The sequence below is a fragment of the Reyranella sp. genome (genome assembly GCF_965229815.1).
Classification (GTDB): Bacteria; Pseudomonadota; Alphaproteobacteria; order Reyranellales; family Reyranellaceae; genus Reyranella.
This window is the reverse complement of record NZ_CBDDJN010000008.1, coordinates 55,140-69,239: the sequence shown is the minus strand read 5'-3', so window position 1 is coordinate 69,239 and position 14,100 is coordinate 55,140. Positions and strand designations below refer to the sequence as shown.

At 70.3% G+C, this 14,100-nt stretch carries 12 protein-coding genes; 1 reads left to right on the top strand and 11 read right to left on the bottom strand.

What is annotated here, in order from left to right; translation table 11 throughout:
• Positions 1-4 precede the first annotated feature (4 nt).
• The 4 genes from ACO073_RS27900 to ACO073_RS27885 all read right to left on the bottom strand — a co-directional run bounded on the left by ACO073_RS27900 (position 5) and on the right by ACO073_RS27885 (position 4,374).
• Positions 5-1,171, bottom strand: a complete 1,167-nt coding sequence (locus ACO073_RS27900) for an acyl-CoA dehydrogenase family protein (RefSeq protein ID WP_422002376.1) — start codon at positions 1,169-1,171, stop codon at positions 5-7.
• A gap of 75 nt (positions 1,172-1,246) precedes the next feature.
• Positions 1,247-2,440, bottom strand: coding sequence for a CaiB/BaiF CoA transferase family protein (locus ACO073_RS27895; RefSeq protein WP_422002375.1), 1,194 nt, complete (start codon positions 2,438-2,440; stop codon positions 1,247-1,249).
• A gap of 13 nt (positions 2,441-2,453) precedes the next feature.
• Positions 2,454-3,422, bottom strand: a complete 969-nt coding sequence (locus tag ACO073_RS27890) for a tripartite tricarboxylate transporter substrate binding protein (RefSeq protein ID WP_422002374.1) — start codon at positions 3,420-3,422, stop codon at positions 2,454-2,456.
• A gap of 46 nt (positions 3,423-3,468) precedes the next feature.
• Positions 3,469-4,374, bottom strand: coding sequence for a TauD/TfdA dioxygenase family protein (locus ACO073_RS27885; RefSeq protein ID WP_422002372.1), 906 nt, complete (start codon positions 4,372-4,374; stop codon positions 3,469-3,471).
• A 140-nt stretch (positions 4,375-4,514) separates the two neighbouring features.
• On the opposite strand from ACO073_RS27885, the gene ACO073_RS27880 reads away from it, so the two are divergent.
• Entirely contained in the window at positions 4,515-5,273 is a 759-nt protein-coding gene (locus ACO073_RS27880; RefSeq protein ID WP_422002371.1) for a TetR/AcrR family transcriptional regulator, read from the top strand.
• A 137-nt stretch (positions 5,274-5,410) separates the two neighbouring features.
• On the opposite strand, the gene ACO073_RS27875 is transcribed toward ACO073_RS27880, so the two are convergent.
• From ACO073_RS27875 to ACO073_RS27845, 7 genes are all read right to left on the bottom strand, one after another.
• Entirely contained in the window at positions 5,411-6,511 is a 1,101-nt protein-coding gene (locus ACO073_RS27875; RefSeq protein WP_422002370.1) for a hypothetical protein, read from the bottom strand.
• A 274-nt stretch (positions 6,512-6,785) separates the two neighbouring features.
• Positions 6,786-9,194, bottom strand: a complete 2,409-nt coding sequence (locus ACO073_RS27870) for a TonB-dependent siderophore receptor (protein ID WP_422002368.1) — start codon at positions 9,192-9,194, stop codon at positions 6,786-6,788.
• Positions 9,195-9,313: 119 nt separating this feature from the next.
• Positions 9,314-10,258, bottom strand: a complete 945-nt coding sequence (locus ACO073_RS27865) for a FecR family protein (protein WP_422002366.1) — start codon at positions 10,256-10,258, stop codon at positions 9,314-9,316.
• A 118-nt stretch (positions 10,259-10,376) separates the two neighbouring features.
• Positions 10,377-10,883: a sigma-70 family RNA polymerase sigma factor gene (locus ACO073_RS27860; RefSeq protein ID WP_422002364.1), complete on the bottom strand. Its 507-nt coding sequence runs from the start codon at positions 10,881-10,883 to the stop codon at positions 10,377-10,379.
• Positions 10,884-10,972: 89 nt separating this feature from the next.
• Positions 10,973-11,830, bottom strand: a complete 858-nt coding sequence (locus ACO073_RS27855; protein ID WP_422002362.1) for a F0F1 ATP synthase subunit gamma — start codon at positions 11,828-11,830, stop codon at positions 10,973-10,975.
• A complete protein-coding gene (locus ACO073_RS27850) occupies positions 11,830-13,365 on the bottom strand; it encodes a F0F1 ATP synthase subunit alpha (RefSeq protein ID WP_422002360.1) in 1,536 nt (511 codons plus the stop codon). Before ACO073_RS27850 ends, ACO073_RS27855 begins: the two co-directional genes overlap by 1 nt.
• Entirely contained in the window at positions 13,340-14,098 is a 759-nt protein-coding gene (locus tag ACO073_RS27845; RefSeq protein ID WP_422002358.1) for a F0F1 ATP synthase subunit delta, read from the bottom strand. The genes ACO073_RS27850 and ACO073_RS27845 overlap by 26 nt, the downstream gene beginning before the upstream one ends.
• Between the last annotated feature and the right edge of the window lie 2 nt (positions 14,099-14,100).

Genomic DNA, 14,100 nt, shown 5'->3' with positions numbered 1-14,100 from the left:
TCGGTCAGTAGGATTTGGGCAGGCGCAGCACGCGCTCGGCGATGTGCGACAGGATCAGCTCGCGGCTGACCGGCGCGATGCGCGGGATCATCGCCTCGCGCAGGTAGCGCTCGACATGGAACTCGCGGGCGTAGCCGAAGCCGCCATGCGTCAGGACCGCCTGCTCGGCGGCACGGAAACCCGCCTCGGCGCACAGGTACTTGGCGGCATTGGCCTCGGCGGCGCAGTCGCGCCGATGATCGTAGAGCCACGCCGCCTTCTGCATCATGAGGTCCGCCGCCTCGATCTCCATCCAGTTGCGGGCGAGCGGATGCTGGATGCCCTGGTTGCGGCCGATCGGGCGATCGAAGACGATTCGCTCGCCGGCATAGGCGGCGGCCTTGCGCAGCGCCACCCTGCCGATGCCGGCCGCCTCGGCCGCGATCAGCACGCGTTCGGGGTTCATGCCGTGCAGGATGTAGCGGAAGCCCTCGCCCTCCTCGCCGATCCGGTCCTCGACGGGAATCTCCAGCCGCTCGATGAACAGCTCGTTGGAATCGACGGCCTTGCGGCCCATCTTCGGGATGCGCCGGATGCTGACCCGCTGCCGATCGAGGTCGGTGTAGAACAGGCTGAGCCCGCCCGTTCGGGACCGGCACTCCTCGAGCGGCGTGGTGCGGGCCAGCAGCAGGATCTTGTGCGCCACCTGGGCCGTGGAGATCCACACTTTCTGGCCGTTCACCACATAGCGATTGCCGTGACGCTCGGCGCGGGTCCTGAGCTGGGTCGTGTTGAGCCCGGTATTGGGCTCGGTCACGCCGAAGCACGACTTCACCCGGCCCGACACGGACCCGGGAAGCCAGCGCCGCTTCTGCTCGTCGGAGCCGAAGACGACGATCGGCATCAGGCCGAAGATGTTGATGTGAATCGACGAGCAGCCGGTCATGCAGGCGCCGGTCTCGGCGATGGTCTGCATGAGCACGGAAGCCTCCGCGACGCCCAGCCCCGAGCCGCCGTACTCCTCGGGGATGGCGATGCCCAGCCAGCCGTCGCGCGCCATCGCGGCGTAGAAGGCCTCGGGGAAGACACCGTCCTCGTCGCGCTCCAGCCAGTAGGATTCGGGAAAGGCCGCGCAGGTGCCGGCGACCGCCTCCCGGATGGCGGCCTGATCCTCGTCGTCGCCGAAATCCACGGCTGCTGCTCCTCGATGTCCTGGGATGGTCTTGCCCGCCGGCGATGCCCGGGCGGCGCGGGAACGGCGACGGCGCTAGATCGCGCCCTCCGCGCGAAGCTGCGCGAGGTCGTCCGCCGTGTAGCCGAGCGCGCCGTAGATCCGCTCGTTGTCCCGACCCAGCGCCCCGGCAGAGTGGCGGATGGCGGTCGGCGACTGCGGGAAGCGCGGCACAACGCAGGGCATGCCGACGGTGCCGAAGTCCTCGTCGGGTACCGGCACGATCGCCTGCCGTGCGGCGAAGTGCGGGTCGCGGGCGATGTCCGCCGACGAATAGGCCGGCGCGATGGCGCCACCGGCCGCTGCGAAGGCGGCGAGCACTTCCGCCGCCGTGTGCCCGGCGATCCAGTCCTTGAAGATCGCGTCGATCGCCGGCCCGTTGCGGACGCGCTGCGAGTTGGACGAGAAGCGCGGGTCGGCGGCGAGATCCTCGCGCCCGATCGCCCGCAGGTTGGCCAGGAAGATCGCCTGGGTGCTGCCGGCCAGCGACACGTACCTGCCGTCCCGGGTCGCATAGACGTTGGCCGGCGCGGAATAGAGGTTGCCGTTGCCGCAGCGTTCGCGAACGTCACCGAGCTGCTCGTACTCGACCGGCAGGACATCGAGCAGCCGGAACGTCGCCTCGGTCATCGCGAGGTCGACCTCCTCGCCCTTCGCCGCGGGATCGCGGGCGATGCGCCAGAGCGCCGCCAGCAGGCCGGCCACGCCGAACACGCCGCCGATCGGATCGGCCAGAGGATAGGCCATGTGCAGCGGTTCGCGATCGGCATGGCCGGTGATGTAGGTGAGGCCGCTCATCGCCTCGAACACGCGGGCGAAACCCGGCCGGTCGGCGTAGGGCCCGTCCTGGCCGAAGCCGGTGATGCGCAGGATGACCAGCCGCGGCTGGATCTCCCACAGCACGTCTCGGGTCAGCCCCCAGCCGTCGAGCGTGCCCGGCCGGAAGTTCTCGATCAGCACGTCGCAGCCCGCGAGCATGCGCTTGAACACGTCGCGGCCGGCTTCCTTGCGCAGGTCGAGGGACACGAGGTCCTTGCCGCGGTTGGCGACTTTCCACCACAGCGACTTGCCGTCCCGGAAGGGCGGGAAGTCGCGGATCGGGTCGCCCTTGCCGGGAAGCTCGACCTTCGTGACGTCGGCGCCGTAGTCGGCCAGCAGAGCCGCCGCGAACGGCCCGGCGATCACGGTCGCGATGTCGAGCACCTTCAGCCCGGCGAGGGGACCGGCCATGTCGCGCGCCGGCTCAGGTCAGCGAGATGCCGAGGGCGCCGATCAGCTCGGCATAGCGCTCGTTCTGCGCTTTCATGATCCCGGCCAGGTCGGCAGCCGAGACCTCGAACGGCGACACGCCACCCTTGCGCAGCTGGGCCACGAATTCGGGATCGCGGATCGCCTGCCGGCTCGCCTCCTGCAGCCCCTCGACGTAGGCGGCAGGCGCGCGGGCCGGCGCGACGAGGCCGCAGAAGATCGTCAGCGGATTGGGCTCGCCGAAACCCTGCTCGTCGGCGGTGGCGATGTCGGGGAAGGCGTCTTCCCGCTTCGGGCCGAAGACCGCGAGCGGGCGCAGCTGTCCGCCCTTCACACGGGGCGCGGCGGCGAACGGCGTATCGACGGCGAGATCGACCTGGCCGCCCATCACCGCCATGCTGCCTTCCGGCAGGCTGCGGAACGGCACATGGGTCAGGTCGATGCCGTAGCGCTTCTTGAAGCGCTCCATCTGCAGATGCGCATAGGTCCCGACACCGTTGGTCGCATAGGTCAGCTTGCCGGGGTTGGCCTTGGCGTCGGCCACGAGGCCCTTCAGGTCCTTGAGCGGATGATCCTTGCGCACCACCCAAACGGCCGATGTCGTGAACAGCGGCGTGACCGGCGTGAAGTCGCGAATCGGATCGTAGCCGGCTTCCTTGTAGACGTGCGCGGCGATCAGGAACGTGTTGCTGGCCACCAGCAGGGACGATTCGGGGGTGGCGCGCAGCACGGTCTGGGCGGCGATCAGCCCGCCGGCGCCCGGCTTGTTGCCGACGATGACGGTGCGCTTCAGGAGCGGTGCCGCCTTGTTCACGTACATGCGGGCGACGATGTCGTTCAGGCCGCCCGGCCCGAACGGCCCGACGATCGTCAGCAGCGCATCCTGCTGCGCCTGGACGGCGCGCGACGCGGCCAGGCCGATGCCGGCCGCGGCCGCTCCGGCAATGACGCTTCTTCTGTTCATGGTTTCCTCCCTTGATTCTTTCTATTCCCGATGCCGGTCTGGTCCGTCACTCCGCCGCCTGGGCGCGGGGCGGCGACTCGCTGGCCGCCTCGTCGCCGTCGTTCACGCCCCGAATCCGCGTGCCGACGATGGTCACGCGCATCATCCGGCGCGTCGCCGGAAAATAGTCCTGGACGGCGTAGTGCTGGGTCGAGCGATTGTCCCAGAAGGCGATCGTGTTGGGCTTCCAGCGCAGCCGCACCTGGAATTCGGGATGCGCCGCCTGGCTGAACAGGTAGTTCATCAGCCTGTTCGCCTCGATCGCGAAATCCTCTCCGATGTTGCGCTCGCGCTTCTGCGTGTAGTTGGTGAAGTGCGTGGTGAAGCCCTGGTTGACGTAGAGCAGCTTCTCGCCGGTCTCGGGGTGGACGGCGACGACGGGATGCTCCTGCGCCGGGAACTCGCGGCCGAGCTCGCGCCGCCGGGCCGGCGTGAAGTCCCCGCCGAAGGAATGGGCGATGTCGTGCATCGCATAGAGCCCTTCGCAGATCGTCTTCACGCGCTCGGGCAGCCGCTCGTAGGCGAGGGCCATGTTGGACCAGATCGTGTCGCCGCCGACCGGCGGGCACTCGACGCAGCGCAGGACGGAGCCCATCGACGGCGCTTCGCGCCACGTCGTGTCCGAATGGAAGATGTTCTCGTTGGCCGGCCGCCGGTTGCCGCGATCGAGCAGCGCGAGTTCGTCATGATCCGGATGCCGCCGGAAGACCGGATGGACCTCGAGCTCGCCGAAGGCGCGCGCGAAGGCGACGTGCGCGGCCGGCGAGATGTCCTGGTCACGGAAGAAAAGGACCTTGTGCCGCAAGAGCGCAGCCCGGATCGACGCGATCAGCGCCGGATCGCCCGCCGCCGTCTCGAGGTCGACGCCGTGGATCTCCGCACCGAGGGCGGGCGAGACGGGCTCGACGGTCATTCCATCGGGTAGGTCCACGTTTGCGTTCTCCTGCCTGCGAGGCAGCCAGATAAATCACCCGACTTAACCGCTGTCAAGCACGTGACTTAAAATGTAAGTCAGTTGCCCCAATCTGCACCGGACGGTAGATAGTGCGGTCCATGGCCCGTCCCGCGAGCACCAAGCGCCCTCCTCCCCGACCGGCGGGCGAACCCGCGCGTCCGCGCGCCGCCGCCGCCAGCAGCAGCTCCGACCTGTTGCTCGCCACCGCCGAGCGCCTCTATGCCGAGCGTGGCCTCGACGGCGTGTCGATGCGCGAGATCGCCCGCGAGGCCGAGCAGAAGAACAACTCGGCGCTGCACTATCACTTCGGGTCCAAGGAAGCGCTGCTCGACGCCATCATCCGGCTGCGCATGCGGGAGGTCGATGCCCTGCGCAATGCGTTCCTCGACGCCTGCGAGGAGAAAGGCCTCGACGACCTGCGCACCGCCGTCGAGGCCCTGGTGCGGCCGCTGGCCCATGGGCTGCTCGCCGGGCGGCCGGACAACTACTACAACCGCTTCCTCGCCGCCGCGCAGATCCATCCCGACATCGACCTCGCCGCGCATGCGAGCGAGGAATCGCAGCGCGGCTTCCGCCGCGTCTATGCCCGGCTCGAGCGCGCCCTGCCCCGCCTGCCGTCCGCCGTCCTCAGCCAGCGATACCTGACCGGCATCGCCCTGGTGACCTTCAGCCTGGCCGACTTCGAGAGGATCAGGGCCCGCAAGGCACGGGAACGCGGGGGCTTCGACATGCAGCGGGCCGTCGAGAACCTGATCGACATGATCGCGGGGGCGCTCGCCGCGCCGGTGTCCGAGCCGGTGCGGTCACGCCTCGACGGGAGCCACACGCCCACCCGGCTCGACCGCCGCGCCTCCTGACGACGCCGCCCGGACAGAAAGCGAAGCGCGTCGCCCCGCCACCTCCAGGGAGCGTTGCTTCCCCCTCACGGGTCACCCTGTACCCCGCGATCGGCAGCGACGGAGCCGCCACGCTCGTCGCAGAAAGCAGCGGCATCCTATCGTCGGCGCAGGACACACGTCATCGTCAGGGTTTCCGATGCGTGGCGCCCCGGTTCGGACTGGTAGAACCGGGTCAGGCGCTCGAAGAAGTCCTCGGTGAGCCTGTCGACCTCCGCCGGGTTCTTCGCCGAGGGACCGAACAAGTGGAGCCGCAGGCTGGATTCGCCAAATCCGCGAACGTAGCCGGCGTAGAGCCGCGCGTACGTTGCCGGGTCGTCCAGCGACTCCTCGTACGCATCGTCGGGATGAACGGCGGCCGGGGTCACCGTCGCTTCCAGGATCTCGAATTTGTCGCTCAGGTCCGGCTCCGCGCCTATCGGTGCGCACACGTCCTCCACCGTTGGGAACCACAGCGGAAACACGAAATGATCGAGGGCCGAACGGTCGAGCAAGCCATCGGCAACCATCCCCTGCGCCACCCGAAAAATCGCGCGATAGAGCCTTCTGGCCGACGAACGGATGCCGTTGATCTCGCCGTCATCCGGGACGCTGCCGAGCGTGGAGGCGATGAATATCCCACCCGGTCGCAGTTCTTCGGCGCGGCAACGCAGGAATCGAGTCCAATCGGCTCTCGCCAGCGCGGCAAATTCCGCTCGCGCCTCGCCCTTCAGGTCGGCGAACCATGCGGTTCCGGGTGAATACGGTGCAGGAGCCCGGCTCAGCCAATGGCTCGCCGCGAAGCAGGTGCCCAGTGCGACCGAGCGCGGCGATGAAAGTCGCGTGTAGAAGGAACCGGCAACGGCTTCGGTCCGAACCCTGGAAGCATGACGCTGATAGCCATCGGGACCGAACACGAGGGCCATCAGCGCGCTCCAGTCGTTGCCCGCCTGGTCGGAATGCCGGACGACAATGGTGCCCTCCGAATCGATCTGCCGGTAGGCTTCGATCGCCGGAAGGACCGCGTGGAGCGCGCTATGTCCGGGACCGCACCCATAGTCCATCACCGTGAACTCCGGCGTGACGGGACCGATGCGCTCGACCGCGGCACGCAACCACTGCGCCCGGGCGCGGACCATCTGAACCTGCATGGAGGAGTTGCGATCGTAGTCGACCATGCGTTCGGTCGACGCGACCGTTCGCCCGACGTTGCGTTCCATGACTCGCGCTCCGGCACATCGTTGTCCAACCATCTCTTGGCGGCCAGCGGCCGGCTCGTGCGGCATCCGATCTTCCGGACCGTCAGGACATCCCGCCGCGCATTTTCCAAGCCTTCAGGACACTAGATTGGGCGTCACGCCGTTCGCAAGCGATGGCTCCGGTCAATGCGGCGATCGGGGAGCCTCCCCACGGTCCTGCCGACGCCCGAGGTGCCGGCAGGCTGCGCTTCCCGGATCCGGCGCTTGCGCGGCGCGAGAGTGCGACACCGGCGCGTCAGAAATCGGCGGTCAGGGCGAGCCTGAAGGTCCGCGGCGTGCCGACGTTCAGTCGCGTCGTGTAGGTGACGGCGGCCCAGTAGTTCGTGTCGAGCAGGTTCTCGACGTTGAAGCGGATCGCCACCGGCTTGCCCGTGGGGCTCCTGACGCCGTCGAGCACGTAGCGGGCGCCGACGTCGAAGCGGACCCAGTCGGGGATCGACAGCCGGGGCGTCGTGAGGCCGACATACTGCTGGCCGGTATAGATGACGCGGCCATCGAGCGTCAGGCCCGGCAGGAACGGCGTGTCCCATTCGCCGGCGAGATTGACCTGCAGGTTCGGCGAGCCCGTCGCCTGCCAGCCGTCGTTCACGCCGCCGGCCGTGCCGAGCAGGATCGCCTCGAGGAGCATGGCGCCGCCCAGCAGCCGCACGCCCTCGGTCGGCGTGCCGAAGACGTTGAACTCGATGCCGCGGTTGCGCTGCAGCCCGTTCTGCGTGAGCGTGTTGGTCGCGACGTCGGTGACGCTGCTGGGCTGGCTGATCTGGAAGGCGCTCAGCGTCGTGGTGAACTTGCCCCAGTCGATCTTGGTGCCGACCTCGAACTGCGTCGACTTGTAGGGCTGGAACACCTGGCCGGCATTGGCGAAGGTCGGACCGACCACGGTGCCCGGCTGCAGTCCCTGGATGAAGTTTCCGTAGAACGACACGGACTTCCACGGCCGCACGACCAGCGCCGCCGACGGGGTGAGCGCCTCCGCGCTGTAGCGCGCCGTCTGCAGGCCGGTGTTGAGGTCGTAGTTCTGCGAGCTCACCTGCTGAAGGCGGGCCCCCAGGGTGAGCTGCACCCGCTTGTCGGCCGCCGACAGGGTGTCGGCGATGGCGAGGCCGGTGAGCTGCTGGCTGCTCGACTTCGTCGGTGTCCGCGCCAGGAGGGTCGGCGGCGCGATCACGTTGGGCGTGTAGATGTTCGAGGCGTAGGCCGTGCCGATGCTGCGGCCGAACCCCGACTGCTGCAGGAACCGCATGGCGCTGACCGCGAAGCCGTGGTCGACCGGGCCGGTCCTGGCCTCGCCGCGCAACCCGATCTCGCTCGTCCAGTCGATCTCGTAGGCATTGTTGCGATAGGGCGTCTGGGTGCTGTTGCCGTTGACGTTGTTCACGATCGGATCGCCCGACCACAGCGACGACCAGCGATTGTCGTGGCCGCCCACGGCGGCGTAGAGCGTGAGGCCCTCGGTCACGTCGACCTCGCCGCGCGCCACGCCGAACACGTCCTGGCTGGCGGAAAAGGTCCAGGGCAGGATGAAGTTGTTCGACAGTGTGGGCACGCCGGGCACGCCGACGCCCGCCGGCAGGTTGGCGTAGCCGATGCCGCCGCTGATGTACTGCGACTGGAAGCCGAGATCGAATGAGGCGCGCACCCCGTCGCCGCGATAGTCCGCGCCGACCGCTGCAAGCCCGAGCTCATCGGCGTTCCACCGCGTCGCGGTCTGGCCGGCGCGGAACGAGCCGTTGACCCGCACGCCCAACTCCTCGTCGGCGCCGAAGCGGCGGCCGATATCGACGGCGCCGCCGAACTGCGCGTCCGACGTGTAGCCGGCGGTCAGCCGGGTCAGCGGCTCGCTGCCGGCGCGCTTGGGAACGATGTTGACCGTGCCGCCGATCGAGCCGGCCGGCGGCATGCCGTTCAGCATGGCGCTGGGTCCCTTCAACACCTCGATGCGCTCGGCCAGCTCGACGCCGATCGCGTAGGTCGGGAGCATGCCGTAGAGGCCGCCGAAGGCGATATCCATCGATTCGACGGTGAAGCCGCGGATCGACATGTTCTGCGCGCCGTTGTTGCCCGTCGGCCGGCCGACGCGCACCGACGGATCGTCGATCAGCACGTCGCGCACGGTCTGCGCCTGCTGGTCCTGCGCCTTCTTCGCCGTGTAGCTGGTCTGGTTGAACGGCGTGTCCATCACGTCGCGGTTGCCGAGCAGGCCGAGCTGTCCGCCGACGGCGACCTGCCCGCCGGCATAGGCCGGCGGGATGTTGTCGATCATCGCCTGCGGCGGCACGCTCGCCTGCACCTGCACGGGATCGAGCACCATGCCCGGCGGTGCGCCGTCGCTCTGGCCGGGACGCTGCAGGGCGACCGTCGTGCCGCTGACCACGCGATAGCCGAGCCCCGTGCCGGCCAGCAGCTGCCGCAATGCGTCATCGAAGGACAGCGCGCCCTGCACGCCGGACGTCGCGAGCCCCTGCAGCAGCGCGGCGTCGGCCGTCACCTGGCGGCCGGACTGGCGCGCGAACAGCGGCACCGCGCTCTCGAGCGGCTGCGGCGGGATGCTGTACGTGCGCGTCGCCGCCTGCACGATCTGCGGCCCCGCAGACGCCGGCACCTGCTGAGCCTGTCCTTCCACGGCCTGGAGGACGACCATCATCGACGCGGCTACGCCGGCCGCGCATCGCATACGCTTCCCGTTCACACTCTGCTCCCCGCTGCGAGGCTCGCGGCCTCTCACTCACGCGACGACGGCGGAGGGAGCGTTTCCAGAGAAAGTCAGGACGCCGAGACGATCAGCAGCCAGGGCGTGATGCGCCGCACCCTGCCACCGTGCGCCTGCGCGATCGCGCGCAGCGCGTCCTCCGGGTCGGCGAGGTTGTAGGCGCCGGTGATCCGGCGATCGCCCAGCGCCGAATCGGTGAGCAGGATGCTGCCGCCATAGTAGCGGCGCAGCTGGTCGACGGCGGTGCGCAGCGGCACGTTGCGGGCCACAAGCTGGCCGTCGCGCCAGGCCGCGACCATGTCGGGCGACGTCTCGGCACGCGAGACCCGCCCGCCCGGCGCCACGTGCACGGCCTGTCCGGGCTGCAATTCCTCGGATCCGACCCGGACGGCGCCGCGCTCGACCGAGACGCGCACGCCGTCGTCGGACATCTCCACGTCGAAGCGCGTCCCCACCACGACCGTCTCGACCTCGCGCGCGAGGACGCGGAAGGGACGGCTGCGATCGGGCCGGACGTCGAAGAAGGCCTCGCCGACCAGCAGCCGCACCCGTCTGGCATCGCCATCGAACGCCACGGCGAGAGCGCTGTCGGGCGCCAGGGTGGCCTCGCTGCCGTCCGGCAGCACGACGCTGCGGAGCTCCGCCGTCGATGTCGCGTAGTCGGCCCCGAGGCGCTGCACGATCGGCGGCACGACGAAGACGGCAATGCAGGCCGCCAGGGCCGTGACGGCCAAGCCGACCCGTCCCGGGCGCAGGAACGCGGCGAAGCGGCCCGGCACGGTCGAGGTTGGCCGTCCGCGCGGGCGGCCGGCGACCACGGGCTCCCAGACGGGTTCGTAGGCCGGCGTCATGCCGGTCGCGAGGGCCGACACCTGCTCGGTCTCCGCCCAGGCCGCCGCGTTGAGCGGGCTCGCGCGGCGCCACGCGTCGAAGCGCCGCCGGATCTCGCGATCGCCGGGCGATTCGTGCAACTCGACGAGCCAGCGCGTGGCTTCCAACGAGGCTCTGTCTTCCGCTCGTTCCATCCCATTCCCCTGCCCGTCTCCGTTCGTCGGAGGCGGCAACGGTCTTCCTCATTCTTAACGCCCGGGCGGCCGCTTCTTCCAGAGATTCCGCTCAGGCCCGCCGCAGCTTCTGCTTGCAGTGCTGGATGCTCTCGATCACCAGCACCTGCGCCTGCGACACGGACACGCCGAGGGTCGCGGCGATCTCGCGCAGCGTGCAGCCCGCGAGGCGGTGCATCTCGAAAGCGATGCGGTTTCGCTCCGGCAGATCGGCCAGCGCCGTCATCAGCGCGTCGAGCTGGTCCCGGTGCAGGGCGATGGCTTCCGGCGTCGACGGCGCGTCGAGCGAGGAAGCGGCGGCGATCTCGGGATCGTCCGCGGTGAAGACCCGGCTCTCGCGCGCCGCGCGGCGGCGGCTGTCCAGCGCCAGGTTGCGGACGATGCGATAGAGATAGCTCAGCGGCTCGCTGACGAAGCGCTTCCGCGCGGCGTCGTCGAAGCGCAGCCAGGCCTCCTGCACGAGATCCTCGGCCTGCGGGCGCGAGCCGACGATGCCGGTCGCATAGTCGACGAGGGCTCCCCGGTTGCGCATGTAGATGGTGGTCGTATCGGCGGTCACTGCGGCGGATCGGTGGAAGGCGTTCCAAGAGAACGGCACATCACCATAGATGCGAATAGGTCGCAATCGCAAAAACACCCATGTCAGTACTACCGACGCGGCGCCGCCGACGCCTCCGCCCCGGTCGCCAGCTCGATGATCTCCGCCGTGATCTCCTGCTGCCGCAGCTGCCGCTCGCGCTGCGTGAGATCCTGCAGCTTGTCCTCGATGTTGCTGCGGGCGGCGCTCATGGCGAGCATGCGCGCCTCGTTCTCCGCCTCGAAGGCGTGCATCGCCGCGCGCACGAGCTGGGCGTAGAGGTACTCGGCGGCCAGCCGCTCGACCAGGCGGCCGGGCGGCAGGTTGACCAGCGGCCGGCGCTCGCCGGACGGACGCGGAAAGCGGCTGAAGTCGACCGGCAGCAGGGAATGGCGGTCGGCGACGATCCCGCCCGCGCCGGTCACGCGGCAGAACAGGACGTCGACACGGGCGAGGCCGGTGCGCGCCACGCGGTCGTAGAGTGCCTCGGTCAGGCGGTTGGCGAGATCGGGGATCGCCTCGGCCCGCGTCGCCATCGAGGCCTGCCAGACCGGCTTCAGCCCCCGCTCGGCCGCCAGCGACGCCGCGCGCGCGCCGACCACGAACAGCGACGTCTCGGGGGGCTCCTGCCGGGCCACGGCCAGCACGCGATCGCTGAAGGCGCCGGCGAAGCCCTGCTCGGCCCCGAACAGGATCAGCCCCCGCCGCGCCGCACTGCCGTCGGTTGCCGCAGCGCCGTCCGACGGCACCAGGCTGAGTGCCTGGCCGATCGCCCGCGACACGACGGCGGCATAGGCCTCGATGCCGGGCAGCAGGGAATGGCCCTTCTGCGCCCGCGAGACGGCGATGCCGCGCATCGCGGTGACGACGGAGTCGAGCTGGTGCACGCTCTCGATCTGCGCCGCGAGATCGGCCTGGCGCTCCGCCATCAGGTTGGCTCCTTCGCCGGCGGCGCGACCGCGGCCGCCAGCGCCACCAGGCTCGCGTCGAGTGCCTTCCAGCCCGCCTCGTCGAGCCGGCCGCTCGCGCCGATCGCGGCCACCGTCGGGGACGCCGTGCGGTCGAGCCAGGCGGGCAGCCGAGCGCGCAGGTCGCGCAGGCGATCGAGCGGCACGGCGTCGAACAGCCCGGCCTGCACGCCGCGCACCAGCGCCACCTCGTCGGCCAGCCGCAGCGGCGCATAGGTCGGCTGGGACAGGATCGCGCGCACGCGGCGGCCGCGCTCCAGCCGTCCCTTGACCTGGTCGTCCGTCACGCCGCCGAAGCGGGTGAAGATCTCCAGCTCGAGGAACTGCGCATAGTCGAGGCGAAGGGTCTGTGCCGCCTCGCGCAGCGCCGGCGCCTGCGTCTTGCCGCCGACGCGGCTGACACTGCGGCCGATGTCGACCGCCGGCTTCTGGCCCTCCTGGAACAGCCGCGAATCGAGGACGAGCTGGCCGTCGGTGATCGAGATCAGGTTGGTCGGGATGTAGGCGCTGAGGTTGCCGGCATCGAGCTCGGCGATCGGCAGCGCCGTCAGCGAGCCGCCGCCGGCCGCCTTCGACATCTTGGCCGCACGTTCGAGCAACCGCGCGTGAACATAGAAGACGTCGCCGGGATAGGCCTCGCGGCCGGGCGGCTGGCGGGTCAGCAGGGCGATCTCGCGATGGGTCGCGGCGTGCTTGGTGAGGTCGTCGACCACGACCAGCGCATGCTGGCCACGATCGCGGAAATACTCGGCCATGGTGAAGCCGGTGAACGGGGCGAGCCATTGCAGCCCCGGCGCGCTCGACGCACCCGCCGCCACGACGATGCAGCGGTCGAAGGCGCCGTACCGGCGCATCGCGTCGATGACGCGGCTCACCGTCGAGGATTTCTGGCCGACCGCCACGTAGACGCAGATCATGTCGCTGGCGCGCTGGCTGATCATGCAGTCCACGGCGATCGCGGTCTTGCCGACCGCGCGGTCGCCGACGATCAGCTCGCGTTGCCCTCGTCCGAGGGCAAACATGGCGTCGAGCACCAGCACGCCGGTCTGCACCGGTTCCGTCACGAAGTCCCGGCTCACGATCGGCGGCGCCGGACGGTCGACCGGCTCGCGGTCCTCGGTGGCGATGGGCTCGCCGCCGTCGAGCGGCCGGCCCAGCGGATCGACCACGCGTCCCAGCAGCTCAGGTCCCACCGGGACGCGCACGACCTCGCCGGTGCCGCGCACGGTCTGCCCGGCCTCGATGCCGTCGGATTCGTCGAGCAGCACGCAGCCCACGGCGTCCCGCTCGAGGGTCAGCGCGAAGCCCATCTGCCTGTTCTCGAAGCGCAGCAGCTCGTCCAGCCGCACGTCGTCGAGGCCCGACACCATGGCGATGCCGTCGGCGACCGATTCGACGCGGCCGAAGACCTCGCTGCGGGCGCCCAGCGCCGCCGAGCGCACGCGCGTCCGCGCCTCGTCGAGCCAGGCGTCAAGCGGATCGGGGGCCGGGCTCACGTTCGATCTCCTGTCGGATGGCTTCGAGGTCGGCCTGCCAGCTGTTGCGCAGCACGGTCGTGCGGCCATGCACCTCGAGCCCGGCCAGCAGCGCAGGGTCGCGGCGGAAGGCCAGCGGCAGCTCGGCGCCCAGGGCGTCGCGCAGCACGGCCTGCACGCGCTGGCGCTGCTCGGGGGCGAGCTCGGTCGCGGCGACGACGGCCAAAGGCTCGCCCGCCGCAGCCGGCGCCAGCCCGGCCCGTGCCTCGGGCGACAGGCCGCGGGCCCGGCGACCCAGCTCCTCGACGAAGGCGTCGAAACCGGCGGCGGGCGGCAGGCGCCCGAGCAGGCGGCGCGCGATGTCGAGGGCGAGCGCGGCGGCGTGCGAGATCATCTCGCGGTCGGCGGCAGCTCGATCGCGGGCCGCCGCGGCGGCGGCCTCGTCGCGCAGGCGGGCGACGTCGCGCGCCCCCTCCGCCAGGACGGACTCGCGTTCGGCCTTGGCCTGGCGCGTCGCCTCGTCGAGCAGCGCCTGGCGCTTCTCGCCGATCCCGGCGAGGTCCGCCTCGGCCCGGCTTCGCGCACCCTCGGCCTCCCGGCGGGCGGCCTCGGCGTCGGCCAGCACCTTGGCCGCCTCCTCCTGGCGGCGGGCGACGATGGCCGCCACCGGCCGGAAGAAGAAGCGGCCGAGAAGCCAGACCAGGACGAGGACGTTGAGGGTCTGGAGTGCCAGCGTCCACCAGTCGAGCTGCATGC